16 protein-coding genes and 4 pseudogenes are annotated in these 26675 nt (G+C 60.8%); 9 read left to right on the top strand and 11 right to left on the bottom strand.

Going from position 1 to position 26675, the window contains the following annotated elements:
• Positions 1-4: 4 nt before the first annotated feature.
• The 3 genes from AX729_RS27280 to AX729_RS27270 form a co-directional block, all read right to left on the bottom strand.
• Entirely contained in the window at positions 5-646 is a 642-nt protein-coding gene (locus tag AX729_RS27280) for a hypothetical protein (RefSeq protein WP_061027315.1), read from the bottom strand.
• A 300-nt stretch (positions 647-946) separates the two neighbouring features.
• Entirely contained in the window at positions 947-1552 is a 606-nt protein-coding gene (locus tag AX729_RS27275) for a gluzincin family metallopeptidase (protein ID WP_061027314.1), read from the bottom strand.
• Between the two features lie 3 nt (positions 1553-1555).
• Complete coding sequence (locus AX729_RS27270; RefSeq protein WP_061027313.1) at positions 1556-2269, bottom strand: hypothetical protein; 714 nt, start codon at positions 2267-2269, stop codon at positions 1556-1558.
• A gap of 270 nt (positions 2270-2539) precedes the next feature.
• On the opposite strand from AX729_RS27270, the gene AX729_RS39990 reads away from it, so the two are divergent.
• Positions 2540-2992, top strand: a complete 453-nt coding sequence (locus AX729_RS39990; RefSeq protein ID WP_156457234.1) for a hypothetical protein — start codon at positions 2540-2542, stop codon at positions 2990-2992.
• 1044 nt (positions 2993-4036) lie between these two features.
• Here AX729_RS39990 and AX729_RS27255 read toward each other — a convergent pair.
• Positions 4037-5053 (bottom strand): IS110 family RNA-guided transposase, encoded by a 1017-nt coding sequence (locus AX729_RS27255; protein WP_061027310.1) that lies wholly within the window; start codon positions 5051-5053, stop codon positions 4037-4039.
• 342 nt (positions 5054-5395) lie between these two features.
• On the opposite strand from AX729_RS27255, the pseudogene AX729_RS41870 reads away from it, so the two are divergent.
• The 3 genes and pseudogenes from AX729_RS41870 (at position 5396) to AX729_RS41270 (ending at position 8973) form a co-directional block, all read left to right on the top strand.
• Positions 5396-5859: pseudogene (locus AX729_RS41870) on the top strand (polyphosphate kinase 2 family protein).
• 34 nt (positions 5860-5893) lie between these two features.
• On the top strand, positions 5894-8293 hold the full coding sequence (locus tag AX729_RS27245) for a heavy metal translocating P-type ATPase (RefSeq protein ID WP_061027309.1): 2400 nt from the start codon (positions 5894-5896) through the stop codon (positions 8291-8293).
• Between the two features lie 287 nt (positions 8294-8580).
• Entirely contained in the window at positions 8581-8973 is a 393-nt protein-coding gene (locus tag AX729_RS41270) for a copper-binding protein (protein WP_230646903.1), read from the top strand.
• A 195-nt stretch (positions 8974-9168) separates the two neighbouring features.
• Here the strand turns inward: AX729_RS41270 and AX729_RS27235 are convergent, their stop codons facing one another.
• The gene (locus tag AX729_RS27235; protein WP_057198329.1) at positions 9169-10605 is read right to left on the bottom strand and encodes an IS1182 family transposase; all 1437 of its coding nucleotides are present in this window, start codon (positions 10603-10605) and stop codon (positions 9169-9171) included.
• 40 nt (positions 10606-10645) lie between these two features.
• Positions 10646-11301, bottom strand: a pseudogene (locus tag AX729_RS27230) (IS630 family transposase); the annotation flags it as partial.
• A 280-nt stretch (positions 11302-11581) separates the two neighbouring features.
• Between AX729_RS27230 and AX729_RS27225 the strand changes: the two are divergent.
• Positions 11582-11701 (top strand): annotated as a pseudogene (locus tag AX729_RS27225) (ATP-binding protein); the annotation flags it as partial.
• Between the two features lie 757 nt (positions 11702-12458).
• On the opposite strand, the gene AX729_RS27220 reads toward AX729_RS27225, so the two are convergent.
• On the bottom strand, positions 12459-13244 hold the full coding sequence (locus AX729_RS27220) for a copper resistance protein B (RefSeq protein WP_057198333.1): 786 nt from the start codon (positions 13242-13244) through the stop codon (positions 12459-12461).
• A gap of 9 nt (positions 13245-13253) precedes the next feature.
• On the bottom strand, positions 13254-15308 hold the full coding sequence (locus AX729_RS27215; RefSeq protein ID WP_057198334.1) for a multicopper oxidase domain-containing protein: 2055 nt from the start codon (positions 15306-15308) through the stop codon (positions 13254-13256).
• Between the two features lie 1105 nt (positions 15309-16413).
• Between AX729_RS27215 and AX729_RS41265 the strand changes: the two genes are divergently transcribed.
• Both AX729_RS41265 and AX729_RS27205 read left to right on the top strand, forming a co-directional pair.
• Complete coding sequence (locus AX729_RS41265) at positions 16414-17346, top strand: hypothetical protein (protein WP_230646902.1); 933 nt, start codon at positions 16414-16416, stop codon at positions 17344-17346.
• Positions 17334-18119: a cytochrome c3 family protein gene (locus tag AX729_RS27205; RefSeq protein ID WP_245325403.1), complete on the top strand. Its 786-nt coding sequence runs from the start codon at positions 17334-17336 to the stop codon at positions 18117-18119. Before AX729_RS41265 ends, AX729_RS27205 begins: the two co-directional genes overlap by 13 nt.
• Positions 18120-19212: 1093 nt before the next feature.
• Here AX729_RS27205 and AX729_RS27200 read toward each other — a convergent pair.
• The 3 genes and pseudogenes from AX729_RS27200 to AX729_RS27190 all read right to left on the bottom strand — a co-directional run bounded on the left by AX729_RS27200 (position 19213) and on the right by AX729_RS27190 (position 24853).
• Positions 19213-21021, bottom strand: coding sequence for a glycoside hydrolase family 15 protein (locus AX729_RS27200; protein WP_057198338.1), 1809 nt, complete (start codon positions 21019-21021; stop codon positions 19213-19215).
• Positions 21022-22044: 1023 nt separating this feature from the next.
• Positions 22045-23196 carry a patatin-like phospholipase family protein gene (locus AX729_RS27195; RefSeq protein WP_082529056.1) on the bottom strand — a complete coding sequence of 384 codons (1152 nt, stop codon included), beginning with the start codon at positions 23194-23196 and terminating at the stop codon, positions 22045-22047.
• 376 nt (positions 23197-23572) lie between these two features.
• Positions 23573-24853, bottom strand: a pseudogene (locus AX729_RS27190) (aldehyde dehydrogenase family protein).
• 240 nt (positions 24854-25093) lie between these two features.
• On the opposite strand from AX729_RS27190, the gene adhP reads away from it, so the two are divergent.
• Positions 25094-26119 (top strand): alcohol dehydrogenase AdhP, encoded by a 1026-nt coding sequence (adhP, locus tag AX729_RS27185; RefSeq protein WP_057198342.1) that lies wholly within the window; start codon positions 25094-25096, stop codon positions 26117-26119.
• Positions 26120-26303: 184 nt separating this feature from the next.
• The coding region (locus tag AX729_RS40930; RefSeq protein WP_210183200.1) for a hypothetical protein at positions 26304-26675 on the top strand (372 nt) is incomplete at its 3' end.

Genomic DNA, 26675 nt, shown 5'->3' with positions numbered 1-26675 from the left:
GTCGCTATCGGATCAACCGCTTCATTTCAGAAAGACGGTTGCCAACTGACCTAAACTGGACATAGGTCAGCACGTGACGAATGTACTCCTCAATGCCTTGAGGCTCGTCGAATTCGATCTCGAAACTTGGCCAAAAGTCAGTCGGTGCGTCGAAATCCATCCCATAGGTCGCCGCGTACCGGGCGCGGAGCGTCATGCCCTCCACGGTGTCGCCGAATAGATTGAAGTTCTCTTCCTTCGGGTATTTGCTGCGGCCGAGCGCATCGACCTTCGCGCGATGATGCATCAGGTCCCTTGTGTGCCTGACGCGGAAGCTGACTCGCTTGACGCAGTCTTTAGCCTCCCAGGCATCATGACCGACGATAGCAATGTTCGAGGCGATTTCTTGCCGGTATGTCGTTCTCTGCGGCTCGCCGAAACGGGAGCGTGTTCCGGGAATTGTCGTGATGTTTGAGTGCAGCGAGACAATATCGTTGGTCTCGGTTTGAACAAAAACCGGCTTCTCGCCTTGGATATGAAAATGATCTTGGAAGCTGTAGATCTCGGTTCTGATCCGCTCTTCCGCGAGGAGGACCGTCCCAGTCAGATTCTTGCCCGTGACCAACTCAAGACAGTGAAGCGGTTTCCCACTTTCGAAGTTCGGCATGTATCGCCTCTTGTGGTTAGAATCTCCAGTATCATGCCGCTTACAAGCGCCATACGACCAGAGCCGCAAAAAGATCTACACCGCTGCGCAGACTGCCAGCGTGCCGACCACATTAATTCTGAATCCTCAGGCACTCGCGCCTCGCGGAATTCTCCACAGGAATTCCGAGAACGGGCTTGCGCGAGGACTACTTTTTGTCGTCGGTGGTCTAACGGTCGTCAACACTCGCGACTTTTCGATCGCAGATGCTACGCTGGACGACGCTCAAATACCACTTTGCGAACAGTCGAGCGACCGTTGCTATGCTGGTCCAGCAACGCTCCGATAGCCGGTGAATTCGGGTGGGCCAAAGATTTTGGGGAACAGCTCGGTTATATCCTCAAGCCTCTTGCCCTCCGTCACGTACGGCACCAGGGCCATCCGTAAGCGCGACAGTGCCACCTCGTATGGCATGAAACCGATACCCGCCGAGGCCGCCGCTTCACGGCTTGCGCAGTAGTTCTCGTTGAAGATGTTGAGCTGCCCGCTGCTGCGGAGGGCTTCAATCATCGCGTCGAGCCGCTTGATCGAGTCCGCTGCGCGCTGAAGCGCGAGGTCGTGGGGTGTCAGCGTCTCGTCCCAATACGCTGCCGCCTCGCGAAGCGCATTGATCATGGTGTCGACGTCTGGGCGCTCCCTAGTTTCCTTGCGGGCCTTTCGGGAAACCGCGATAGCGTTCGGCTCCCGCAACCAGTGGACCGAGCAGGCGTTCGGATTGATCTTGTGTCCGACGCGGATTTGGTAGGCCCCGTCACTCTCCAAGATGCTGATCGCGGTGAAACCGGTGGAGATCAGGTACTTGATCGCGGCCTTCGTCTGGCCCGAGGCGGTCGTCTCTGTGCGTTCGGCTTGAACATTAGTTGTCATAACTCATGCATGACCCTGCATCACGCTGTCGCTCGCGCTATAGATATTGCCTTTCCAGAGCACGGAGACCTCTTGGAAGTAATCGCTATATCGGATCATCGTCTTGTCGATGACCTGCTCGATCTCTCGCTGCCGGATACCCCATTCGTTAATGTTCAGATATACGACTAGCCAGCAGTCGGAGTATCGGGCGCCGTACCGGCGGACCTTATCGCGGATAGCGTTGTCTAGATAGGTGGGGATCGAGTCGGCTCGGGAATGCCAGTCCTCGACGGGATCGAATCGCATGCCGCGCGGCTCTCGGTATTCCTCTCCGAGCTTGCGGTCACCGTGGGTGCTGGTCACTTCAACTTTGATGGTGCGCTTGTTTATCCTGACAAAACCGTCCGGCCACTGGTCGCGTCGATCGGCGAGGCGAACTTGATCGGCGCCGATTTTCGCAGCGAACTTGGCGAGCACGTAGGCGTCGTGAAGGAACTTGAGCTGGGGCTGGAGGAAGAAGTCAGGATCAGCATTACGGAGGCGGAGCGGCTTCTCGATTTTCTGGAAGGCTCTCGCCGATTGCCATCGCACTAGCTCTACGTACCCAGCATCGATCTCTTCTTGGGTCGGTGGGAGACCTTCCGGAACGTGCTCATCGTCCTCAAGGTCTAGATCGTCTGTAAGCGGATCTGCTTCGCAGACGTCGTCGATCCATTCGTCGGGGAAATTGGTCACGGGGCGACTCAACGGCAATAGGTGAAGGAGAGATTGTGGGCCGGTTCGCGTTCGCGTTCAACCTCTCGCTGTTCGCGAACTATCTAGTTCTGCACACTCCCAAGATGGGTGGGTCGGCGATTGTCCAAGCCCACAATGAAGGAACTTCGCGCCCGCTCGGCGTGTACTGTGGTTCGCTCAATCCTGCTCCGAATTCACGGGACTATCCATGGCACCACTGCATCGCTATCACCCATCGGAATGCGGCGAGCAAGCAGCAGGAACAAGGCCATGAGCGATGAAAAGAAAATGCCATCGGCAATTCTAAGAGGGCGAGGGCTACGTCTGCTCTTCGGCGATCAATGGCCAGGTGATCCTAGCGTAGATCAAACCGAGGAGCAGATCAGGGAATACTACACCGGCGCGAACGAAGGTACCGTCGCGGTGATCCGACAGACATATGCAAATCGTTTGTTCTTCATCGTGAGCAGGGTGACCGGCAAGAACGGCAAAGGCCGAGTCTATCTCGCCGACGAACCGGCCACCGGATATGGCGGGTGCGCTTTCTGGATCAAGAGCGGGAAGAATTGTTTCTCCCCGAAGGGACAGGCGCGACTTGTAGTTCCGACCCCTGAGGTCCTCGCCCACGCGGAAAAGTATCCCGCCAAGGATTTCGGTACGAGCCTCGAAATCGATGTTGCCGACGTTCCCAAGTTGATCGAGCGACAACGCGGCAAGAATTAAGAGCGCTTCGCCGGCGAACCATGGAGAGGAACTCGTGAAGCGCGGAATCTAGGTCGACCAACCGATTGGAAGGCCGAGGCGCGGCCGTTGCTAGTCGTCCTGCGATCGGCGGCGGACGGCTCGGGCTCGGTCCATGAAAGCCAATACATCCTTGTTGGCCCGGCCGATCCGATCTCCGCCGCCCATGGGCTTTGCCCCTGGCCGATCGACCTTGGCACCATCGCTATTCTGCGCGGACGCCTTCCGTCCGCCTCGCTGCGTCTCACCGGTTCCGCGATCTCTTGTACCATTGCGTGGATAGCTGCTCCGCGGGATGGGCGGCGCTGGTCCAAGCCGTTCTGGTTTGCGGGCGCCGTTCGCCTCTCCGCCCTTCGTGCGTGCTCGCCAGACCGTCGAGGACAGGGTTCCGACGCTGACGGGCTTTGCTCCTCCGCCTGTCATCCCAGCGGCGGCCATGGCCCGGGTCATGTCCTGCCAAGTCATGCCCCGCTGTTCGGCAGCATCGAACCACCAAAGGTGTCCCATGACGAGGCGCGAGAGCTTCTTACGGGCTCCACCCGGCAGATGGAATTCCTCTGCCATGGCCTTTAGCCCTGCCTCCAGTTCTTTAATGGTAACCATATCGACCCCTCCACCTTCCGATCGGAGATAAGAACGCCCATGGCTTCTGCAAACCTCTGCAAAATGATGTATTCAAATGCCGAAATATGCAGGAGATTGCAGAACTCACACCTGTGCATCTGTGGATGACACCCACATGGCCCGAGCTTTTTTGACGTTACGGCATTTGGTCGTTGCGGTCATCTGTCCGGCCTTTGCTTGCGGTCTATTAGGTACCGCATGGCCTTGATGGTTGTCCGCTGATCGGGCCCCAATCATCGTTGACGGACTCAAAGTCCGTGCACAGGTTCGGGGTGTCCTGATCCTCGGTATGTCGACCGGATGCCATCACGTCGTCATTGCCCTTGCCAAACTTGGTATTCGTTGGTTGTACGGTAGCGCGGCGGTCGCCGCTTCACTTCATTGCCAAGCCATCTTTTTTCTCTACGCGATTCCGAACGGTCGTTCACGGAAGGTGCCGCCGCGCTGCATGATGGCCCAGACGATACGGGCGAGTTTGTTGGCGACAGCGACGGTGACTACGCGCGCCGGCCGCCGGGCCAGCAGCGCGTTGACCCATCCGGCCAGTTCGGGCTTGTTGCGGACGTAGCGAACGACTGCGGTCGCGCCGAGCACAAGCAGCCGCCGCAGATATGGCTCTCCCCTCTTGGAGATTCCGCCTAATGCCATCTTGCCTCCACTGCCATTCTGTCGCGGCACCAGCCCTATCCAGGCCGCGAAGTGGCGCCCCGACCTGAACGCGCTGGCGTTCGCGACGGTTGCCACCAGCGCAGTCGCCGTGATGATCCCAACTCCGGGGATGGTAGCGAGTCGCAAGCTCAGTTCATTGGCGCGATGGCGAGCCAGGATCGTCCGCTCGATCGCCTTGATTTTCGACTGCAGATCCTCAATCTGCATCAGGATCAGCTCGGCGCAGGCTCGAGCCGGCTCCGGAAGCTCGCCGTCCTGGGCAAGAGCCTCGAGCTCTGGAACACGCCATACCCCTTTGGGAGCGATCAGGCCAAACTCGGCAAGCTGACCGCGCAGCGAGTTGACCAACATAGTACGCTGTCGCACGAACAGATCTCGGGTACGATGGAGCATCAGGATCGATTGCTGCTCGGCGCTCTTGATCGGCACAAACCGCATCGTCGGCCTGGTGACGGCTTCGCAGATGGCTTCGGCATCGACCTCGTCGTTCTTGCCGCGCTTAACATAGGGTTTCACGTAAGCCGCAGGCATCAACTTGACCTGATGGCCCAGTGCGGTCAGCTCTCGGCCCCAATAATGGGCCGTGCCGCAAGCTTCCATGCCAACCACGCAGGGCGGAAGCTTGGCAAAGAATGCAATCAACTCTGAACGGCGGAGCTTCTTACGAAGGACCGCTTTGCCTGCAGCATCGATTCCATGCGCCTGAAAAATGTGTTTGGCGAGATCGAGGCCGATAATGGTAGGATGCATTGTGGATGACTCCTCTCCTAGTTGCTATCAGCAACATTCTGGCACACTGATGCCGTGGAGTGGGTGTCATCCACACAATCATCTCCAGATGCCGATACTTCAGACTTCGTACTGCAGTTGGGCGGCGGCACCATCGAGGATTTCGCTTGAGTACAGAAAAGAGGCGGACCGGACTAAGCGGCTTGGGAGCGGTGGGGGGTAGCTCCGAACAAAGTGATCCGAAATTCCTTCCATCGGCGGCTATGCTCCCGCCCGAAAAGCCCATTTCGACCAAAACGAGCTTTCCCTGGAAACGTGGCACGGTCGAGAAGCCTGTCGGCGCGCCAGTCTTCGACCCTACTGATGAGCGAGGAGAGGAACGGAGCGATGCCAGCACGGCTCAAGCCACCGCGCCTCTCCTCGACTCTACCACCACTGGGAAGCGCGAGGTGGCTGTGCTTGTCCGGGATCAAGCTGCTCAAGTACTACCTGGACGTCAGCCAAAGCGAGCAAAGGAGGCGGCTCAAGGACCGGCGCAAAGACCCACTCACACGGTGGAAGCTCAGTCCCATTGATGCTCGGGCAGTAACGCACTGGGTGGACTACAGTCTGGCGCGCAACGAGATGTTCGCCCGCACGCACAACCGGTAACGCCCTGGACGGTGGTGCGCGCCGACGACAAGCGCTTGGCGCGTCTCGACCTCATCAAGGACCTCCTGTCGCGCTTGCACTACGACGACAAGGACGAGGCAGCGCTGGCAGTGAACCCGGACATCATCTTTGAATACCAGGAAGCATACCTCAAGAACGGCATGATTGCCTCATGAGCGCCAGCGGCGCGTCTGCAAGGAGGATGGCACGATGAAGACAGCCACAATCGAAGTCGCCGGCATGCTCTCGGCGCTCAGCGCGCTCGGTGTGGAGAAGCAGCTCGCTCGTCTGCCTGGCGTGGAGAAGGCTGAGGTCAACTACGCCGCCGGCAGCGCGACGGTCGCCTATGACGAGACCCTCACCGGTCTCAAGGCGATCAAGAGCAGGGTACGCGAGTGCGGTTACCACTGCACCGGCCAGGTGCTGCCGAAGCACGTCTGCGAGCCCGACGACCCGCCGGGCGAGGCGTTGACGGTAGCGCCTCCGGCCGACTCGCACCGCCCCCACGCCGGCCACGCGCCCCACCAAGCCCACGAGGCAGCGGCGATGCCCGGCGAGCAGGCGGCGGCTTCCGGGAAGGGGGAAACCATGGCCCACGAGATGGGCCACGGGGCGGGCATGGACATGCAGGCGATGGTGCGCGACATGCGCAATCGCTTCTGGATCGCCCTGATCTTCACCGTCCCGATCTTCGTCTACTCGCCGATGGGCGGGATGTTCACGCCGCCGGCGCCGCCCTTCGGGCTTCGCCTCGATCGGTGGCTGTTCCTGCTCGCCACCGCCGCCGTCGTGTATCCGAGCTGGCCGTTCTTGGTCGCCGCCTGGCGGGCGCTGAGGAACGGCGTCCTCAACATGGCGGTGCTGGTCGTGCTGTCGGTCGGCACCGGCTACGTGTTCAGCGTCGGAGCGACCTTCTTCTTCTCCGGCGTACAGTTCTACGAGGCGGTCGCCGTCCTCCTCGTCTTTATCCTGCTCGGCCATTGGCTCGAGATGCGAGCCCGCGCCGGCGCTTCGGAGGCGATCCGGGCCCTGCTTGATCTCGCCCCGCCGATGGCCACCGTGCTGCGGGCTGAGCGCGAGATCGAGCTGCCCACCGCTGAGGTGCTGGTCGGTGACGTCGTCGTTATCCGCCCGGGCAACAAGATCCCGGTCGACGGCGAGGTCATCGAGGGCGAGTCGCAGGTCGATCAGTCGATGCTGACCGGCGAGTCGATGCCGGTGAAGAAGGGGCCCAGCGATGCTGTGATCGGCGCCACCATCAACAAGAGCGGCACCTTCAAATACCGCGCGACCAAGGTCGGCGCGGACACCGCGCTCGCTCAGATCGTGAAGCTGGTGCAGGAAGCGCAGAACTCGAAGGCGCCTGCCCAGCTTCTGGCCGACAAGGCCTCGCAGTGGCTCGTGCTGGTCGCCATGGTGATCGGGCTCACGACCTTCGCGGTCTGGTTCTGGTGGATTGGCGAGCCCCTGCTGTTCGCCCTGACGCTCACCATCACGGTGTTCGTCATCGCCTGCCCGGATGCGCTCGGGCTTGCCACGCCGATGGCCGTAATGGTCGGCACGGGGCTCGGCGCCATGAACGGCATCCTGTTCAAGAACGCCTCGGCGCTGGAGGAGGCGACCAAGCTCGACGTGATCGTGTTCGACAAGACCGGAACGCTGACGCTCGGTCAGCCCGAGGTGGTGGAGGTGGTCGCCGCGCCCGGCTCGAGCGAGGACGAGGTTCTGGCATTGGCCGCTGCCGTGGAGCAGGGATCGGATCACCCTCTGGCGCAGGCGATCTTGCGCCGGTCGGAGGGCCTGGCCGTCGAGCATCCGAAGGGTTTCGAGGTGCTCGAAGGACGAGGAGCGCGAGCCGAGGTTGGCGGCGGCATCGTGCTGCTCGGCAACCGCCGCCTCATGGACGAAGGCAACATCGATCTGTCGCCGCTGGCACCGGAGATCGGGCGGCTGCAAGGCAGAGGTCAGACGGTGGTCCACGTGGCGCGGGACGGCGAGCTTGTCGGGCTCATCGCGATCGCCGATGCCCCGCGCCCCACTTCGGCCGCCGCAGTCAGGAAGCTGCGCGAGCGCGGTGTCGATGTGGCCATGATCACCGGCGACAACCGGGAAACCGCCCAACGCATCGCTGGGCAGCTCGGCATCGATACGGTGCTTGCCGAAGTGCTGCCCGGCCAGAAGGCGGAACGGCTGAAGGAGCTCCAGGCCGAGGGCAAGAAGGTCGGCATGGTGGGCGACGGGATCAACGACGCACCGGCGCTGACCCAAGCGGACGTCGGCTTCGCGATTGGCGCCGGCACCGATGTCGCGATGGAGAGCGCCGACGTGGTGCTCATGAAGAGCGACCCCTATGACATTGTTGGCGCCATCGAGCTCTCCCGCGCCACCCTGCGTAAGATGCACCAGAACCTGCTCTGGGCGGTGGCCTACAACGTGGTGGCGTTTCCCATGGCGGCCGGCGTCCTCTATCCCTTGGTCATCAGCCCCGAGGTCGCTGCGCTCGCTATGTCGGGCAGCTCGGCATTGGTGGCGATCAATGCCCTGCTCCTGAAACGGGCGCGGCTCGAAGGCATTCACAGACCACATCCTCAGGCCGTTGTTAAGGGATGACGGAGCCGCCACGTTTTGTCGTCGCCCCAACGATCTTCGCTGTCGCGCACTGAGGATTTGAGGCGTGAGCTATAAACCGTACGTCGAATCGAAAATCAGACAGTTGGGTTGATCTGCAATGCATCGAACGGATTAGTGTAGTAGCCTCATTTGGCGCCCGTTCTCTTGCAGTTGCTTGATCCAAATCAACCCTTTCGGAGCACGCCGTGATCTAGTTGCGCTATCGAACGCCCCTAGCGCATAGCACGTTGGTCGGCGCAGAGCGCGCAAACCCAGGAGGACATATCGTGCGCCAAGCAGCAGCCATTTCCGCCGCAATAGCAATTGGCCTCGTGAGTTTCTCGATCCCTGCAGCTGCCGAGCCACTTACATCGACGCGAAGCGAGTGGCTGGACAAGCTCGATCGGGAACATAGACAGCTTGTTTCTCCGTCGGGACACGTGCATGCAAGGGGGCAGGTCCAGGCTGTCGATATGGGCCCCGGTGCGGCTTCGGTCACCATCCTGACCGAGGCGATGGAAAGCCCTGATCGCAGCATTAGGATGCCGGCAATGGAAATGCCCTTCCACGTCACGAACCGTCGCATGCTGAAAGGGTTGCGACCGGGAGATTTAGTGGAATTTGAGGCCGCCCGGCTGAAGAATGCTCTGATGGTCACGAACATCCGCAAAGCGCGCTAGTGCCTCTCGGGAATTTACCCATTCGAGATCTGGCGTACGCTAGTGTCCCAGGCCGTGTGAAAATCCCGCAACTTGGGGCGCTCCGGCGCATTTCATGGCCGCCGAGCTTCTAATTCGGTGGAATGGACCTCGTGTCGTCTCAGTGGCAATCGGGAGCTTCATGTAGGCGCTGATTTGGTCGCGCAGAGGCTGGCCTCACGCCTGCATCGCCTCCAGCAATCCGCCTACGCCGACGATCATCATCACGCGCTTCATGTTGTAGGCGAGCACGGTGAGCGCCATCTCGGTGGCCACCTTTGGCAGCTTTTTCGTGAGAAAGTGTGTTGCTCCCATCCAACACTTCATCGTGCCGAACGGATGCTCCGCTGTCTGACGGCGGACACCCATGGCATTGGGGTTGTGGTCGAGCCGATCCTGAACTTTCTCCAGAACGGTCTCGTGCTCCCAGCGTGTGATGCGGCGCTCGGGGCCTGTCGTGCACTGCGCTTTTAGCGCGCAGGTTTTGCAGGTGCTTGTCCAATAGCGGCGCAGTGTCTTTCCGTCCTCTACGTTCGTATAGTGATAAGTTAGCCGCTCGCCGGCGGGACAGCGATAAACATCGTCGGCGGCGACATAGACGAAGTTCTGTTTGCCGAAGCGGCCAGCAGCTTTAGCGCCCGAAGTCATCGGCTTCGGCAACGTCACCGTGATGTCGGCTTCCTCGCAGGCCCTGATCTCCTCTCCATCGTAATAGCCGCGGTCTGCCACGACTTCGAGCGTCTCGACAGCCATCTCGTCGCGAGCCTGCCCGGCCATATTGGCGAGTTGGTGGCGATCGGTGCCCACGTTGGTCACCTCGTGAGCCACGATGAGATGATGCTGCGTATCAACTGCAATCTGCACGTTATAGCCAACGATCCCGGTGTCCTTTCCACTTGTCGCCATCGAGCGCGCGTCAGGATCGGTCAGCGAGATCTGCTTGTCCTCACTCTTCATCATCTCCGCATTGATCGCGTTTAGCCGAACGATCTCCTCCTTGAGCTTCTCGATCTTGCCTTTCAACCTCGCAACTTTCGCCTCTGGCACTGCATCGCCGTGCCGATCGGCGGTCTCGAGCTGCGAGAGATAACGGGCGATGCTCTCGTCGATTCGCTCCAGACGGCGCTTCATCTTTGCCTCAGTGAAGTTCTTGTCCCTCGCATTGACGGCCTTGAACTTCGATCCATCGATGGCGACGCTCGCTGCAACAAGCAGATCAAGCTTGCGGCACAGCGCGACGAACTCGCGGCAGACCTCACGAATGGCCTTGCCATTGTCTTTGCGGAAATCTGCGATGGTCTTGAAGTCCGGCGCCAACTGCCCAGTCAGCCAGATCATCTCGATACTGCGTTGGCATTCCCGCTCCAGGCGTCGGCTCGACGGAACCCGATTAAGATAGCCGTAGATGTAGAGCTTGAGCATCGTACCGGGGTGATAGCTAGGTCGGCCGGTGTCGAGCGGCTGGACACCGACAAACCCGAGCTTGTCGAGATCGAGACCGTCGACGAACACGTCGACCGCTCGCACCGGGTTGTCCTCAGTCACATAGTCGTCGAGCGATGCCGGAAACAGTGTGCTCTGCCCGCGATCCAATCCTTCAACAAAGCGCTTCATCAGATGCCCCGCAAAATCGCCGGGAATCCTATCGCGCGAATCACAGCAAACAGAGCCTTTTCACACGGCCTGGGCCTGAACCAGAAGTTCGCGGCATCGGGTGGTGTTTTGCCGGGGCATTGTATCGGCAGAAGCGTTCGATGGAAGCAAGGATGTCACGGCGGACTTGGTCCATCGGAACGGTTTTGGATCGGCGTTGTGTCGGTCGATGAACGAAGTGATGTCAGCCCTGAGAGCGGCGACGCTGCGATAGATGCCGCGCCTGATCTTCTTATCGGTCAGGAGCGCGAAGAAGCGCTCGACCTGGTTGAGCCATGACGAACTGGTCGGGGTCAGGTGCACGTGCCAACGCGGCCGTTTGACCAGCCATTTTCGGATCAAGGGGGTCTTGTGCGTGGCGTAATTGTCCATGACGAGATGGACGTCGAGTTCACGCGGCACGGCAGCCTCGATCTCGTCGAGGAACTTGCGGAACTCGGCAGCGCGATGGCGTCCGTAGCACTTGCCGATGACCCGTCCGCTCGCAATGTCGAGGGCGGCGAACAGCGATGTGGTGCCGTGCCTTGTGTAGTCATGGCTTCTTCGGGCCGGTTGGCCGGGACGCATTGGCAGCATCGGCTGACTGCGGTCCAGCGCCTGGATTTGGGATTTCTCATTCACACATAGAACGATGGCGTGCTCCGGCGGCGAGACGTAAGCCTCAGATTCGCGCTCAAATGTTGCATCAATGGGATGAGCGTGCGCGCGCTGATACGCGGCAGATCGGCAATGCTGGCGCAGTTTGGCGGCTCAGCGAGATCTGTCGACGCGATCCGAATCCCCCGCCGCCGTCCATCCGGCAGCGCGACAACGATGTAGGCGGGACCGCGCCCCGATCGTCCCTTCAAGACGGCAAGCCGCTGTCCAAACAGAAAATGATGCGGGTCGGTAATCGTGACGTGAGACACGACCCGGTCAAGAATAGGGGTACCTTGCCGTGTTCGGTGATCCCACCTATGCCGACGCCGTGCTCGATCGCCTCGTCCACAATGCCCATCGGCTCGACCTCACCGGCGAGAGCCTGCGCCGAACCCGGCAATCCGCCCGAAAGGCCTGAGCCCGTGACGCTGTGGACATGCCGCTTCGCTTGGACAACGCCAAGGCGTTGCCCACATGCCCACAGCAACCGCAACAGAAAACACAACAGGTTCAAGCCGCGATTCCAGTTGACCGCGCGGCTCGCCTAGTGCCAGAGAAACTAGGCAGCCAGAACGCCTCGCCCCCGGGGGAGATCAAATCGGAAAGGTGGGCGACATCGTCTCGGAATCCCCGGGCGACTTCATATCGGTACACCCGGGCGACTTCGTCGGAATCCGCAATCCTTGGCACAGCGACGCGAATCTACTGCGAATCTACGATTGCGAACTTGTGACTCGGGACACTGGAGGAACATCGCCAGCAACGGGTCTACGATCGCCTCTAAGGTTCATCCGCCGACTGCTGGCTGGACTACTTAGCATTTCGGTGCCGCCCAACTCCGTGCGACGCGGGGTCGACTGAGCATCTCGACCAGCTTCGGACTCTCCCGGAGCCAAGGGAATGACGCTCGAGGCGGACGGACTTCACAAGGGCCGCAATAGTCGCCACCGAAATCATCCGTGTGCATCTGACACCGGACACTGCCGGCGGTCGGCGACTCGCCAACAGCTGCATGCCTCGTTCGAAGACGATGGCGGCGGCAGTAGTCTCAGGGTGAGCGGCGCAATCGAGAAAGATGAAGCGGCAGGCCAAGAAAGTCCTCCAGCGAACGCTTCAGCACTGCAGCGATCGATAAAAGCTCTTATCCGCAACCTTGCCGCAATCTGATCGTGGTCCTACCAGAACAGCCGTACGCCGGCGACGAACGACACGTTGGATACCGCTTCGCCGTTGTTTCTGGCAATTGTCGCCGTCTGGCCGACCTTGCGATCCCAATTGACGCCGATATAGGGCGCAACGTTGCGCGTGAACTCGTAGCGCAAGCGTGCCCCCAGCTCGAAATCGGTAATTCCAGCGCCTAATTCCAGGTCCGCTACCGGCTGCGCCTGCAGCTTGACATCGATACGCGGCTGCAGGATCAGCCGGTTGGTGATCAAGAGATCATGGAAGGCGGTGATCGAAGCGGAAACCTCGCCCTTTTGACTGATGTAGGCGTCCGCATCGATTTCAATGAAGCCAGGTGCGAGGCCCTCCACGCCGATGACGGCGTAGGTCCGGCTCGATTTTTTGGAAAAGTCCTGCCGAACACCGAACTGGGCATCGAAGTAGTAGGTCAAGAGGCGCGAATAGAGGACCTGAAACTGGCCCTCCTCGAGGTTCCTGGCTTTACCGTTGTAAAAACCCTCGGACTTGAAGAACAGCTTGTCGTAATCGGTGCCGACGAACGCCTCCATGTCCCAGCGGGCACTAGCGCCCGTGTTTGGACCGCCCCATTCGAGCTTGTCGAAACGCAGGGCGCTGAAAGGCTGCTGATCGGGGAAGTTTATGCCGGAGGGACTGCGCAGGTACCATGGCGCAGCTTCCGTGTATGATGGAGCCGTTTGAGCCCCAGCGGGCGCGCTGATTGCTGCGCCGGACAATACGATTAGTGCGATGCTTGCGACGTGAGGGATACGGTTCATGGAGCCCTCCTAGCGAGCCGACGCCGTCTGCCGGACGACTTCGATCTTGCGCATCATGCCGGTTTCCATGTGATAGAGCTGGTGACAATGGAATGCCCATGGTCCTTCAGCATCCGCGGGAACGTCCACGTCAACCGTAGCTCCTGGCTTCACGTTGACGGTGTGCTTCTTCGGGTTGCGGGCGCCGTTTCCGACATCTGGCAAAAGCCAAGTGCCGTGGATGTGCATCGGATGGTTCATCATCGTCTCGTTGATGAGGCGGAATCGGGCGCGTTCTCCGTACCGGAGTACGATGGGCTCCGCTTCGCTGAATTTTCTGCCGTTGATCGACCAGAAGTATCTCTGCATGTTGCCGGTCAGCCGCATCTCGATGATCCGATCGTAGGGCTTATACGGGTAGGGATTGAGGGCCTTGAGGTCCCGATAGGATAGAACCTTCGTCCCCGGAGGTGCGCCCGTGTCGTTGAGGAATGGGTCGGGCGCTCCATGTCCAACCTTGACGCCGACACTCTCCATGTCCTCTCCGCCACGCAGGACATAGGCCTGCGGCCCCTGTTGAACTCCGCTGTCGGCCGGCGCAACCTGACCCTTCCGGTCTCCGCCGCCCATTCCCGACATGGAGGAATGACCTGGCATATCCTTCATCTGCGCCAGAGCATCCGACCGGTCCGGCGCAGCGTTGCTCATTCCCGGCATGCTTTCGTGCTTCATCCCCGGCATGCCCGAGGGCTTGCCGCGCTTGGCGGGTTTCGTGCTCTGCTTGGAGTCCTTCGGACCCATGGACATGCCGGACATTCCCCGCTTCGCCCCGGCGCCGCCAGGCTGCATTCCGGACATATCGCCGGTACCGCCCCGATCCGACATTCCCCCCATGTCGCCCATGCCGATTGCCATGGCGACCGGATCTTCGGGCACGACATGACCTGGCATATCCTGCTCCGGATGCGGGGTGCCACGGTCGCCGCCCTTCGGCCCGAGGTTCATGCCCATCTCCGCCATCGAGGCGAGAGGTCGTAACCGGTGCGCGGGCAGTTCGCCCACCATTCCCGGCCGCGGCGCCAAGGTCGCGCGCGCAAAGCCCGTGCGGTCCATCGGCTCTGCGACGATCGTGTAGGCTCGGTCCTCCGTAGGTTGCACGATCACATCGTAGGTCTCGGCGTTGCCGAAGCGAAATTCGTCGACCACCACCGGCTGAACATTGTTGCCATCCGCCTGGACCACCTTCATCTTCAGTCCGGGAATGCGAACATCGAAATAGGTCATCGCCGAGCCGTTGATGAAGCGCAATCGAATGCGCTCGCCCGGTCTGAACAGAGCGGTAAAGTTCTGTTCTGGCGTCTGCCCGTTGACGAGGAATGTATAAGCGGACACGTCCGAGATATCTGTAGGGTCCATCCGCATTAACGACCAGGCAATGCGATCGTTGATGATGGCGCGGCGCGCTTCTTCGGATGGTGCCTTGCTCAGTTCCTGGACCAGACTGATCAAGGTGCGCCTGTTGAAATTATACCAACTGGCATCCGCCTTGAGATTATTAATGATACTCTTGGCTTCATCACTCCAATCCGAGAGCATGATAATGTAGTCGCGGTCGTAACGGAAAGGATCCGCTGCGCGTGGCTCTACAATCATTGGGCCATAGATACCCAGTTGCTCCTGCTCGCCGGACGAGTGGCTGTGGTACCAATAGGTCCCGGATTGCTTGAGCTTGAAGCGGTAGGTGAAGGTCTGGCCGGGCGGTATGCCGTCGCCGTACCCTGGTGAAATGCCCGGCACTCCGTCCATTCCCGGCGGCACAATCAAGCCATGCCAGTGAATGGAGGCATTCTCGTCGAGACGATTGGTGACGTTGATCACCACGTTCTCGCCTTCTTTGAAGCGAAGAACGGGACCCGGCAGCTGGCCGTTGATCAGCAAAGCCTCGTTGCTGCGCCCCGTGATGTTGACCGCATGCCGCTCGAGTACCAGATCGTAGGTGCCGGCGTGGGCGGGTGCGGTGGCCGCGCTTCCCAACAAGAGTACGGCGAGGCCGAGCTGCAAAATGCTCGGAAAATCTTGTGCCATCTGACTGCCCTCCCTTAACGCAAAATTTGTTAGGCCAGCATGGGCCGATTTTCCGTTCGCTCAAAGTGCAAAAATGCAACATCGCCGCTGAGTTTGGAAGGACGTAACTTACGGATCAGAACTGACGCCGTCGCTGGCGTTTGGTAGACGAACAGCGCTTCGGGCGAGCGGCAAGCCTGATCGGAAATCCCGGTGCATATCAGGCGAGCAAATTAGCTCGGACATAACAGCTCGCCGGCCTCGCAACAAGAAACGACAGGACTTGCTACTTGCGTTAGTTGCGCACCCGGCGAGTAAGGCTCGCTGGTATGAATGCGCACCGAGCTAACGAAGCTGGCCAACCCGATGCTCATGGCCAAGGTAAGCGCCACGATTTTGACATGAGTCGTTCGATCCGCGCTGAAAATCGAGTGATTCATCGGCTAATTCCCCTGTGGCACCCGCAGATGAGCCAATCCCATCACCTGCAGCCGTCGATTCGGAACGGCATAATGCGCCTTGGGCGGGACCCCGACATTGCGCTATCGCAAACATGCGTTCTGAATCGAGGCTAGATAGGTACGCTTCATAGGGGCGTCGGCTCATCCAACAGCTTACGTATTGCTTTGCGGACTTCCTCGAGCAACAGCTCGCCAGCTACAGACGGGACGTTCGATGATAGCAGAAGCAGCCGGCTTGACGCCTTGAACTTGGGCTTGGATATAAAAACGGTGGCAAGTTGAAAAAAATGACGCGCCCGGAGATCTGGTATGTCTCATACTGCTCGGACGATGCGCCCGATGGTGCGAGCAGGCGCGTCCGCCTTACACGCAGGTTTAGAACCGAAACCGAGGCCAAGCGATTTGCCCAAGAGATCATCAACAGCAACCACGCGGTGCTTGCCGGCACCTTGAACCCGCACACGCCGAGGAGAGTGGTCGGGTCCGATTCCATTCTTGATTGGATAGCGGAACGATAAAAAGTAGAGGGGCTTCACCTCTCGTGGGGAAGCGATTGGCGAGAGGCGCCAGCGGGATCCTCGCGTGAGATTTGTTGTATACGCAGGTGATCATCGGCGCGGCGGGCAACCCTGAAAGGTTGCGGCCGGTTGTGAGTCCGGATACCGATGGCCGATCTCAACGGCCGCAGGAGTGCGAGCATGTCCGTTCATTGTCGAAAACGCGCTCTGAAGCAGCGTAATTCCCGCCCGCAGCCCCCGCAGCGCGCGTTCGCAGCGCTCGCCCGGTCTCTTATTGCCGCCGCCTTCGTTGCGAGCTTCACCGTTCAAGCTCTGGCGCAGATGTCGGGCGGCGGCCATGCCGACCATCATCCCGGCACTGGCGCCCCAGCAAACCCGATGACTCCGTCTGGCACCCCGCCTGCGGGGGGGCCGGGCACGCAACCCTCGATGGGGTCGGGCGCCGGCGGTATGGGTGCTGCTGGCGGGATGGGCGAGATGATGAAAGGGGGCGGAATGGGCGAGATGATGGGTCGCCCACGTAAGGAATTCTATCCCTCCCTGATGGACATGCCGACCCTTTCGGCCGAGCAGCGTCAATGCATCGAGGCCCAAGCGCGCGCCCGCATCAGTAAGGGGGCGGATGAGATCCAGAGTGCCCAGGATGCGCTGCGGCATGCGAATGCGGCCGGAGATACGGCGAGTGCTGAGCAAGCCGCCTCGCGGCTGCGCGATGGCCTCGATCAGGTGAAAAGCAGCACTACCACGCCGGAAACACCGACCGAGCTGCGGGAAGAGCAATCCCGGTTGGGGACGCTGCGATCGGCCTACGACCGCACCACCATCGCGCTGGCCCAACGTGCCAGGCTTGAAGACCTCGCCGCCGCCGAAGTCGGCGCGCCGGCCCTGCAGGGCGCCACCGTCCTGCAGCTCGTCGAGGGGATTGCCGATCTTGAATACGCAATCGGGTCCCGCGAGGTGATCAAGAAGATATTCACGCGCTGGATCGTTGCGCATGTCGTGGCCGCGATCCTGATGTATTTTCTGCTCGCGCTGCATATCGGCGGTGAGATCTACTATGGACTGCGGTGGCTCGCGTGAAAAAGCTTGGGGTTTTCTATACGGTGCTGATCGCCATCGCAGTCGTGGCCAGTTTGACCACGGTCGCCACGCTCTATCGCTCGGGCTCAGGATCGGTGCCGGCCTGGTCGAAATCGTTTCAGCCTGGCCAGCTCTCGGTCAAACACGCCTTCCTGACCGACAAATGCGAGTCATGTCACACCCCGACCCTGGGGGTCGAGGCCAAGAGCTGTATCGCCTGCCACGCCACCGCGGCAGCAGATCTTGCGAAGCAGTCGACCGCCTTTCATGCGAAGGTGCAGGACTGCCGCGGCTGCCATGTTGAGCACCAGGGCGCTGGCCGTCCGACACGGATCAACCATGCGGCGCTCCTGCGGATCGGCTCGCACCTTGCCGTTGGGGCCGAAGGTCATCCCGGCGTGCCGACCGAGATGGTCAATGACATCGCCGATTTTCTGGGCGTGGCGGCATCACGATCGGCCGAGAAGAACGCCCTGGATTGTGCGAGCTGTCACAGCAACCGCGACCCGCACAAGCAGCTCTTCGGGCGCGAATGCGCGGGATGTCACGAGACGACGACATGGCGGATCGCTGGATTCCTCCACCCGTCGCCGACTTCCAAAGAGTGTGCGCAATGCCATCAGGCGCCGCCAAGCCATTACATGGAGCACTTCAAGATGGTGTCAATGAGGGTCGCGGGCAAGGAGCATGCCCAGGTCAACCAGTGTTACCTCTGCCACCGGACCAACTCGTTCAACGACATCAAGGACGTCGGCTGGTACAAGCACCATTGACCGAAGCCGTCGGCGACAATCTGGGTGGGAAGCATGCTCATCCGGATCGCCGCGCGGCATCCGCGATTTAGCGAAGGAAAGCGGCATCGAGATTACGTGCGACGCGTACAACTCACGGGCTCACCACGGGATCGTCAGCCGAAGCCGGGCCGCGGTATCGACCGGCGCCTTGCAAGAGGTGCGCGGCAAGGGGCCGAACAATGTGATGCAATCGTGGAGAGCACCGCCGTGATACAGATCAAAATGGAATGGACCGTTCACCGTATAATGTTCATGGAAACGCTTTATTGCGGCGGATGCGGCAGGTCCGATGCGATGAAGCGTAATCCGTCCACATGCGACTGCTGCACGAATGCGCCGCTGCACTCTTGCGGCGAGCTGGATAACGTGGGCAGGAGGCATTTCCGGGGCAGGCCCATCGCCTGATCGATGACATGGAGCACATACAATGCGAAAAAAAGTCAGTGTCGCACTCCTTCTCGCACTTATCGGAGTTATGATGGCCACGACGGCAAGCCTCGCGCAGCCCGACTCGGGTGAGAGGCTCCGGCCAAAAGCCAAATTGGCGCCGCTCACTCATCACCCACAATACGTCGCCCCGACAGGAAAGCGTAAACCTCCAGGAGCGCCTCTTGATGAACGTGGAGGCACGACACCGCTCATCGAGCGCCAAGACCAAGAGATCAAGGACCATACCTTAAAGAGCATCTGCCAAGGCGCGCCTGGCTGCGAAGGCGGGCACCTCAGGAAGCAAGGAAAGCGCGACTAGGAGGGATGCGCCTGCTATCGTGCATGCTTGACTTCCAAACCGACGCGATCCGACTGGACGAAGAGGAGAAGAAGTGGCGTTGTTGTCCGTACCACACCGATCCGCGCCGGATCAGGAGGCGGGGTCAAAGAAAACGCATTGCGACTGGCTGCGCGTCTGCGGCAGCTCCGCTGTGTGGTTCGGCTGAGCACGGGAAGAGGGCGCTGGTTACACCCTGCGATCGTTTCCTGCTTGACGTCTCCTGCCGGATGCGCCGCCCGACTGGCGCCGATTGACAAGGCGCCGCTTTTGGCGCTACGCGGCGCGGATCGACTCGCCGTCGGCTCACTTTGCGGCCGTGGCCGCGCGGGCTTGTGCTGGCTTCGCCGCTTGCGTCAGATTTCGCGCGGTGGTTGCGAGCGCGATATGCGAGAAAGCTTGCGGGAAGTTGCCGAGCTGGCGGCGCGCCACGGGGTCATATTCCTCGGCAAGCAGTCCGACATCGTTGCGCAGGGCCAAGAGGCGCTCGAACAGGCGGCCCGCCTCTTCGTGTCGGCCGAGCAGGATCAGGTTGTCGGCCAACCAAAAGCTGCACGCCAGGAATGCGCCCTCGCCCGCGGGCAGTCCGTCCGCAACCTCCTCGGTATCGTAGCGAAGAACAAACGTATTCTCCACCAGAAGGCGCTGCTCGATCGCGGAAACGGTGCCGCGGATTCGAGGATCACTGGCGGGCAGAAAGCCCACCAGCGCCAGCATGAGCAGGCTCGCGTCGAGGTGGGGGGCGCCATAGGATTGCACGAAGCTGCCGAGATCGGGGTCGTACCCCTTCCGACACACATCTTCATGAATCTGCTGCCGCACCGCGCGCCAGCGATCGAGCGGGCCCTTAAGCCCGAATTCTTCAATGCTCCGAATGGCTCGATCAAAGGCGACCCACGCCATCACCTTGGAATGGGTGAAGTGCCGGCGCTCGCCGCGTACCTCCCAGATACCCTCGTCGGGTTCTTGCCAGATCGTTTCCAGGTGCTCGACAATCGCGCGCTGCAAGGCCCAGCTCGCGTCGCGCATCACAAGGCCGCCCCGCCGGGCCTGGTAGAGTGCGTCCATGACCTCCCCGTATACGTCCAGCTGGAGCTGGCCATGGGCGGCATTGCCGACGCGCACCGGTCGCGAACCATGATAGCCCGTCAGCCACGGCACTTCCCATTCGGTCAAGCGGCGCTCTCCGGCGAGCCCGTACATGATCTGGATCTCCGATGGGCGGCCGGCGACAGCCCGCAACAGCCAGTCGCTCCAGGCCTTCGCCTCGTCAAAGTAACCGCCGTCCATCAGCGACATCAAAGTGAAAGTCGCATCGCGCAGCCAACAGTAGCGATAGTCCCAATTGCGTGCCCCGCCGATCCGTTCCGGCAAGGACGTGGTCGGGGCCGCCACAATTCCTCCCGTGGGCGCGTATGTCAGAGCCTTCAGGGTGATGTGGGAGCGAAGCACAGCCTCATGCCATGGCCCTGTGTGCCGGCAACGCGAGGACCAGTTTTGCCAGAACGCTTCGGTCTCGGCCAGGGCTGCTTCCGGATCGAGGGTAGCGGGTGGCGCAACGTGGGACGGGCTATAGCTCAGCACGAAGGGCACGGTGTCGCCGGCTTCGACGGAGAGTTCCGCAACGGTGCTGAGATTTTCGCCGTGAAACGGAGCCGTTGTTCGCAGGACCACCATGGACGGGCCCGCCACCGCTTGGATTCCGGTGCCGTCCTCAAGCCGCGTGACCCAAGGCACGACCGCGCCGTAGTCGAAGCGGATCACGAGCTCGCTGCGGATCCTCACGCGACCGCGCCGGCCGACAACGAGACGCACGAGGTCCGATACCCCGCCGCGCAGGGCCATGAAGTCGATCACGGTGATCCAACCGCCCGCGCTCTCGAATTCCGTCTCCAGAATGAGCGTGCTGTTGCGGTAGCGGCGACTGACGCGTGGGCTGGGATCCTCCGGTGCGATGCGCCACCGTCCGTTCCCGGGCGAGCCGAGCAGAGCCGCAAAACAGGCGCCCGCGTCAAATCGCGGCCAGCACAGCCAATCGATCGAGCCATCGTGGCCGACGAGCGCGGCGGTCTGACAATCGCCGATCGGGGCATAATCTTCGATCAAAGATCGCATCGGGCGGGCTCCTGTTGCGGGCTGTCCTACAACCCGCCGCCGGTTCGTTAGCTCCCGAACAGCAGCTCCCGCAATTTACGGACGGGGCTGGCTGGTCTGTGTCCCCGGGGTCCACGACGGAATTCGTCTCGCCCACGACAAAGTCCTGATGAAGACAGTTTGTAGCACCTCTGCAAAAATCCTGGTCTCCCTTCACTATACAGGTGTTCAAAAAGTTCGATACTGCGGAACCGCCGATGAATCAGTTCTTGTCGAGCTTGCGAATCGCGTGGAAAGACGGAGCGGGGGACGCCCGACCGACAGGCCAATTGCGAAGCCGAAGCGAGAGCGGCGACGCCCTGATCCGCTCGTCAAGGCTACGCTGCCACCACTCGCCTCGGTTTGTACGGGTTTAGGGTGCCTGCAAGCACGCTGCATGCAGTATTGGTGATTTCTTGAGCAAATCGCTTAGCTTCTATTTCAGTTTTGAACCTGCGGGTAACGCGGACGGTTCTGCCTTCCGCGAGCAGACGCATCATTCGGACAATATGAGACATACCAGATCTCGGGGCTCGTCATCGTATCAACTTAGGACCTCGTATTGCGAATACCTTGTGCCAAATCAAGACCCCTCGAAGATCGGACTGCATCATGGATTGGATATCGGAACGAAAAAGTAGTGCCGGCTCGGGTGCCGGCATCCGAGCCGCCTGTCGTCGAGGTACGGCCGCCAGCTTCTCGGATCCAGCGCTTTATCAGTTTGTCTCGGCGGCGGATCCGCCTTCATACTGCTGCTGTAGTTGATCTCGCGATTTTAGCCTCATCTGCGATGCGATCCCACGATACCTCTGCATCGATCGCCTGTTGCTTGTGAGCCGCGTGAGCTTGCGATCCTGGACCCTGCAGCTCAGAGCCGCGGCCTTCGCTTCCGGCGAGAAGGGAGCGATCTGACGGAACGTTCTGAGTGGAACTCTGCGAGCGGCCGTCCGACGGGCTACGCTCACCGGAGACGCCACTCGCAGCTACGGCGCGGGACGCTGAACATCAGTCATCCGTACGGTGGATATCGTGGACAACAATGCCGCCATCCTGGGCCGGCATTGCCAGCCATTCTGTGTGCCGAAGCGTGCGCTGTGTGTCCTGGTAGCCGCGATTCCAGTGCTCGTGCATCGATTGCGCGCTGAAATCGTAATCCTTGGCTTGGCCCTCGTAGGCCGTTTGTTGATAGATTAAGTGTAGGATCGTGATCTTCGGCAGCCTGCAGAGCTTGTCCTTCAGCGCGCGTTCTTCGTCATCGAGATTCGCATCCCCTAGCTTGTCGAGCAAGCGCCTCAAGATCAGATTCTGCTGGTGGCGTTTCGCATAGGTGTCCGTAATCAGCCGTGTGCGGCTTGAGTAACGGATGTCCTTTTCGCGAGCGAGCACGTCGAACATATCGCGCGGGAGCACGCCTTTTGCGCTGAACAGATCGACCTGAAACACCAGCATGCTGCGGCACTGGGCGTTGTCAAGGAGGTGCTGCAGCGGCGTGTTGGAGACGAGGCCGCCATCCCAATACCAGCTGGAGTCGATCTGCACCATGGGTAGCGCAGGAGGAAGCGCCCCGCTCGCCATGACGTGCTCCGCGGTGATCTCGATTTGTGCGTTGTCGAAATAGTAGAAATTGCCGTTGAGCACGTTGACAGCGCCGGCAGCGTAGTGCGTCGATGTTTGGTTCAGGAGATCGAAATCCACTAAGCGCCGCAGTGTCTCGCGGAGGGGCGCGCTGTCATAGAAGCTGGTGGCGGTGTCAGCGCCGCGAGGACTCATCCAAGGGTTCGGGACGTTCGGCGAAAAAAAGCCTGGCTGCCCGAACATCATGGCCTCGAGGGACGACCAGTTGTTGCGCGCCCCGCGCGCCTCGTCCCCATCAGCTGTGAACGGCCAAGTCGGGCGCGTTATCGTCTCCCAGAACTCGCGCAGGCGATCCAGGCGGTGCTCCGGGGCGTTGCCGGCGATCAACGCGCCGTTGATCCCGCCGATCGAAACGCCCGCGACCCAGTCCGGCTCGAGCCCGGCCTCGTGCAGCGCCTGGTAGGCTCCAGCCTGATAGGCGCCGAGAGCGCCCCCGCCCTGAAGCACCAGCGCAATCCGCTCGCAGCCTTCAGGCTTCCAGGCGCCAAGCGAGCGGCGAATCTTGATAGAGCTTGCATCCATGATAGCTCCGCGTATTGATGGTTCGGTCCGCGCGTGTGTTGAAGCAACACAGCGTTGACGGTTCTTGATCAAGTCGAAGGACTTCTGGGCTCGCTGAGATCTTGGCGAACACCGCTGGGATCCACTTCACCGCAAATGTGAAGAGTGCCTGCGGAGAGAAATGGAGCGCGATCATCGCGATGAGGTTCTCGCGAGTCGCACCCGGGATGAAGGCAGCCATTCCGAGATAGGTGCACAGAGCAAAACCCGTAAGATTGCGCCCTTAGGTTCAAGACGCCGGTGCGTGAGGCTGAGCCGAGGCCTAGCCTCAAACCTCGTTCCAGCCCAATGGGTTCAGTCGCTGCCGCCAACAAAATGCACCGCGGCGACTTCGGATTCAGAACAGACCCAAGGCCTTGGTATCGTAGCTGACCAGCACATTCTTCGTTTGCTGGTAATGATCCAGCACCATTTTGTGTGTCTCGCGCCCGAAGCCGGAGCCCTTGTAGCCGCCGAAGGCCGCATGGGCCGGATAGACGTGATAGCAGTTCGTCCATACCCTGCCAGCCTCGATGCCGCGGCCGACACGATACAAATTGTTGACGTTGCGCGACCACACTCCCGCGCCGAGACCATAGGGCGTTTCGTTGCCGATCGCGATCGCCTCGTCGAGATCCTTGAATGCGGTCACCGACAAAACCGGACCGAAGATTTCTTCCTGGAAGATGCGCATCTTGTTGCTGCCGACGAAGACAGTCGGTTGGACGAAGAAGCCGTGCTTCAGCCTTCCGCCGAGTTCGGCGCGGCCTCCGCCGGTCAGGCACGTCGCACCTTCCCGCTTTCCGATCTCGATGTAGCTCAGGATCTTCTCGAGCTGGCCCTTGGAGCACTGGGCGCCCATTTGGGTCGACGGATCGAGCGGATCGCCGACCTTGATCCTGGCCACGCGGGCCACCGCCCTCTCCACGAACTTGTCGAAGATCGAGTCCTGCACGAGCGCGCGGGAGGGGCAGGTGCAGACCTCGCCCTTGTTGAAGGCAAACAGAGCAAAACCTTCAAGGGCCTTGTCGAGGAAGGCGTCGTTCTCGTCCATCACGTCGGCGAAGAAGATGTTGGGCGACTTGCCGCCCAATTCCATGGTCTGCGGAATGATGGTCTCGGCAGCATAGTGCATGATCTGGCGACCCAGCCCGCGCATCGCGAAGATTGCCCGATCGGCTCGCGAAAATGATAGGCGATCGTGTCGTGATCGATCTCGCCGATGGTGCCTTCCTCGGCGCGGATGCAGGCGGCAAAATAGCGGAAATGATCGGCCGCGAGTGGTACATCGGCATTCATGGTCTCGCGGATCGGCTTGCCGTTGTCGCGGGTTTCGACCTTTGCAAGGAGGGTGAGGTTCTCCTCGATCCGGTCGGCGATCTTGTTGAGCACTCGCGCCCGCTCCGCCGGGGCGGTTCGGCGCCATCCGGGTAGCGCCGCATGAGCCGCATCGAGCGCGCGCCCGACATCGTTCGCATCCGAGCGGGCCCACTTCACAGAGCGTGCTGCCGTCGATCGGGCTCTTGTCCGTGAAATAGCGCCCCTTGACAGGAGCAGCCCATTCACCGTCAACGAAATTGTCATAGCGCGCGCGTAGTTTGCTTACACTGCTTGCGGATGTGATCGGCCGGTCCAGCATATGGAAAACTCCTTGTGGTCAGAGTAGTGCGCCGGACCTCGGTCCACGCCGCTATTGCGGTGGGACGGCCGGAGTGCCGCTCCTCATCAGCAGACGGCTTCCGCAAAGCGCGGTGACCTATCTCAGCTATAGAAATTTCAGCACCAATTTCCCGTGCTGACCTTGAGCTGCATCAACGTCTGATTTCCATTGTGCTCCCTAAACTGGCCGCCGATGTGGTCCAGCCAAGGAGAACGGGTGATGGCGAAAACGATGAAGGCGGCGGTAGTCCACGAATTCGGAAAACCTCTCAGCATCGAAGAAGTCCCAATCCCCGCACCAGGCCGGGGGGAAGTTCTCGTCAAGATCGTCGCCTCCGGCGTCTGCCATACTGATCTACATGCCGCCGCAGGCGACTGGCCGGTCAAGCCGAAACCACCCTTCATTCCCGGGCATGAGGGAGCTGGCATCGTGGCGGCCGTGGGTCCCGGCGTTGTCGGACTCAAGGAAGGCGATGCGGTCGGCACGGCCTGGCTGCACGATGCGTGCGGCCGGTGCGAGTTTTGCGGAACCGGCTGGGAGACGCTGTGCGAAGCCCAGCACATGAGCGGCTATACCGTGAATGGCAGCTTCGCTGAATACGCCATCGGCGCGGCGGACTATGTCGCGCGCTTGCCAAAGAACGGCGACTTTGCTGCGCTGGCCCCGATCCTTTGCGCCGGCGTCACCACCTACAAGGGGATCAAGGAAACCGAAGCCCGTCCAGGTGAATGGATTGCGATTTCCGGCATCGGTGGTCTCGGCCATATCGCCGTGCAATACGCCAAGGCCATGGGCCTTCACGTCGCCGCGCTCGACGTTACCGAAGAGAAGCTCGCGCTTGCCCGGCAACTCGGCGCTGAGGTTACCGTGAACAGCAAGAGTCCGGACGCTGCCGCCCAGGTGGTGAAGGCAACCGGCGGCGGCGCGCATGGCGTGCTTGTCACGGCTGTGTCAGTTCCGGCCTTTGCGCAGGCGCTCAAGCTCGTACGTCGCAAGGGCACCATCGCGCTCAACGGCCTGCCGCCCGGCGATTTTCCCACCCCCATCTTCGACGTGGTATTGAAGCGCATCACCATCCGCGGCTCCATCGTCGGAACGCGCAAGGATCTCGCCGAGGCCGTACAGTTCGCAACCGAGGGCAAGGTGAAGGCGCACATTCACAAGGCGAAACTTGAGGACATCAACACCATCTTCAGCGACCTCGGAAGCGGTAAGGTCGATGGCCGCATGGTCATGACCCTCTGAAAGGGAGCGGGCCTGGACACAGCCCCCGGCCTTTATCGAAGCGGGCAGGGCTCTGCGGGAACGATTGGTGTACCCTCGGCGAACGAGCTGCTTGCCGTTCCAGCGCAGCAATACGAAAGCGCGTTCGCGACCACATTGGGCGGCCGGACATTCCGGCCTAACTATGTCAGCGCGAGCAACGGTCGTGGAGCCGGTCAAGATCATCAATCCAGACGCGAATGAGCCAGCGCGCGGGACCTTCGCTCAAATTTTCGGCCCGTCCGATCTCGCTATCTCACCGGCACACTTCAACCCGGCGAAAACGCACGCGCCCATCGGGGCCCACAACGCGACGCCTCGCGAGATAACAGTCGCCACCAACATCATAGCCGTAAGCACCGTAATAGGGGTAGCCGTAACCCCCGTAGCCATAACCGGGGTAGAAGCCGTATCCGCCAAAGCCAAGGCCCCCATAGTACCCATAACCGCCAAATCCACCATGCCCGCCAAATCCATGGCCTCCAAACCCGCCGCCGCGGCCGCCGAAACCACCACCATGCCCCCCGAATCCGCCGCC

Origin of the sequence: Bradyrhizobium sp. CCH5-F6 (assembly GCF_001556045.1) — a bacterium.
In the GTDB taxonomy this organism is placed as follows: domain Bacteria; phylum Pseudomonadota; class Alphaproteobacteria; order Rhizobiales; family Xanthobacteraceae; genus Bradyrhizobium.
This window is presented reverse-complemented; position numbering and strand designations above follow the sequence as displayed.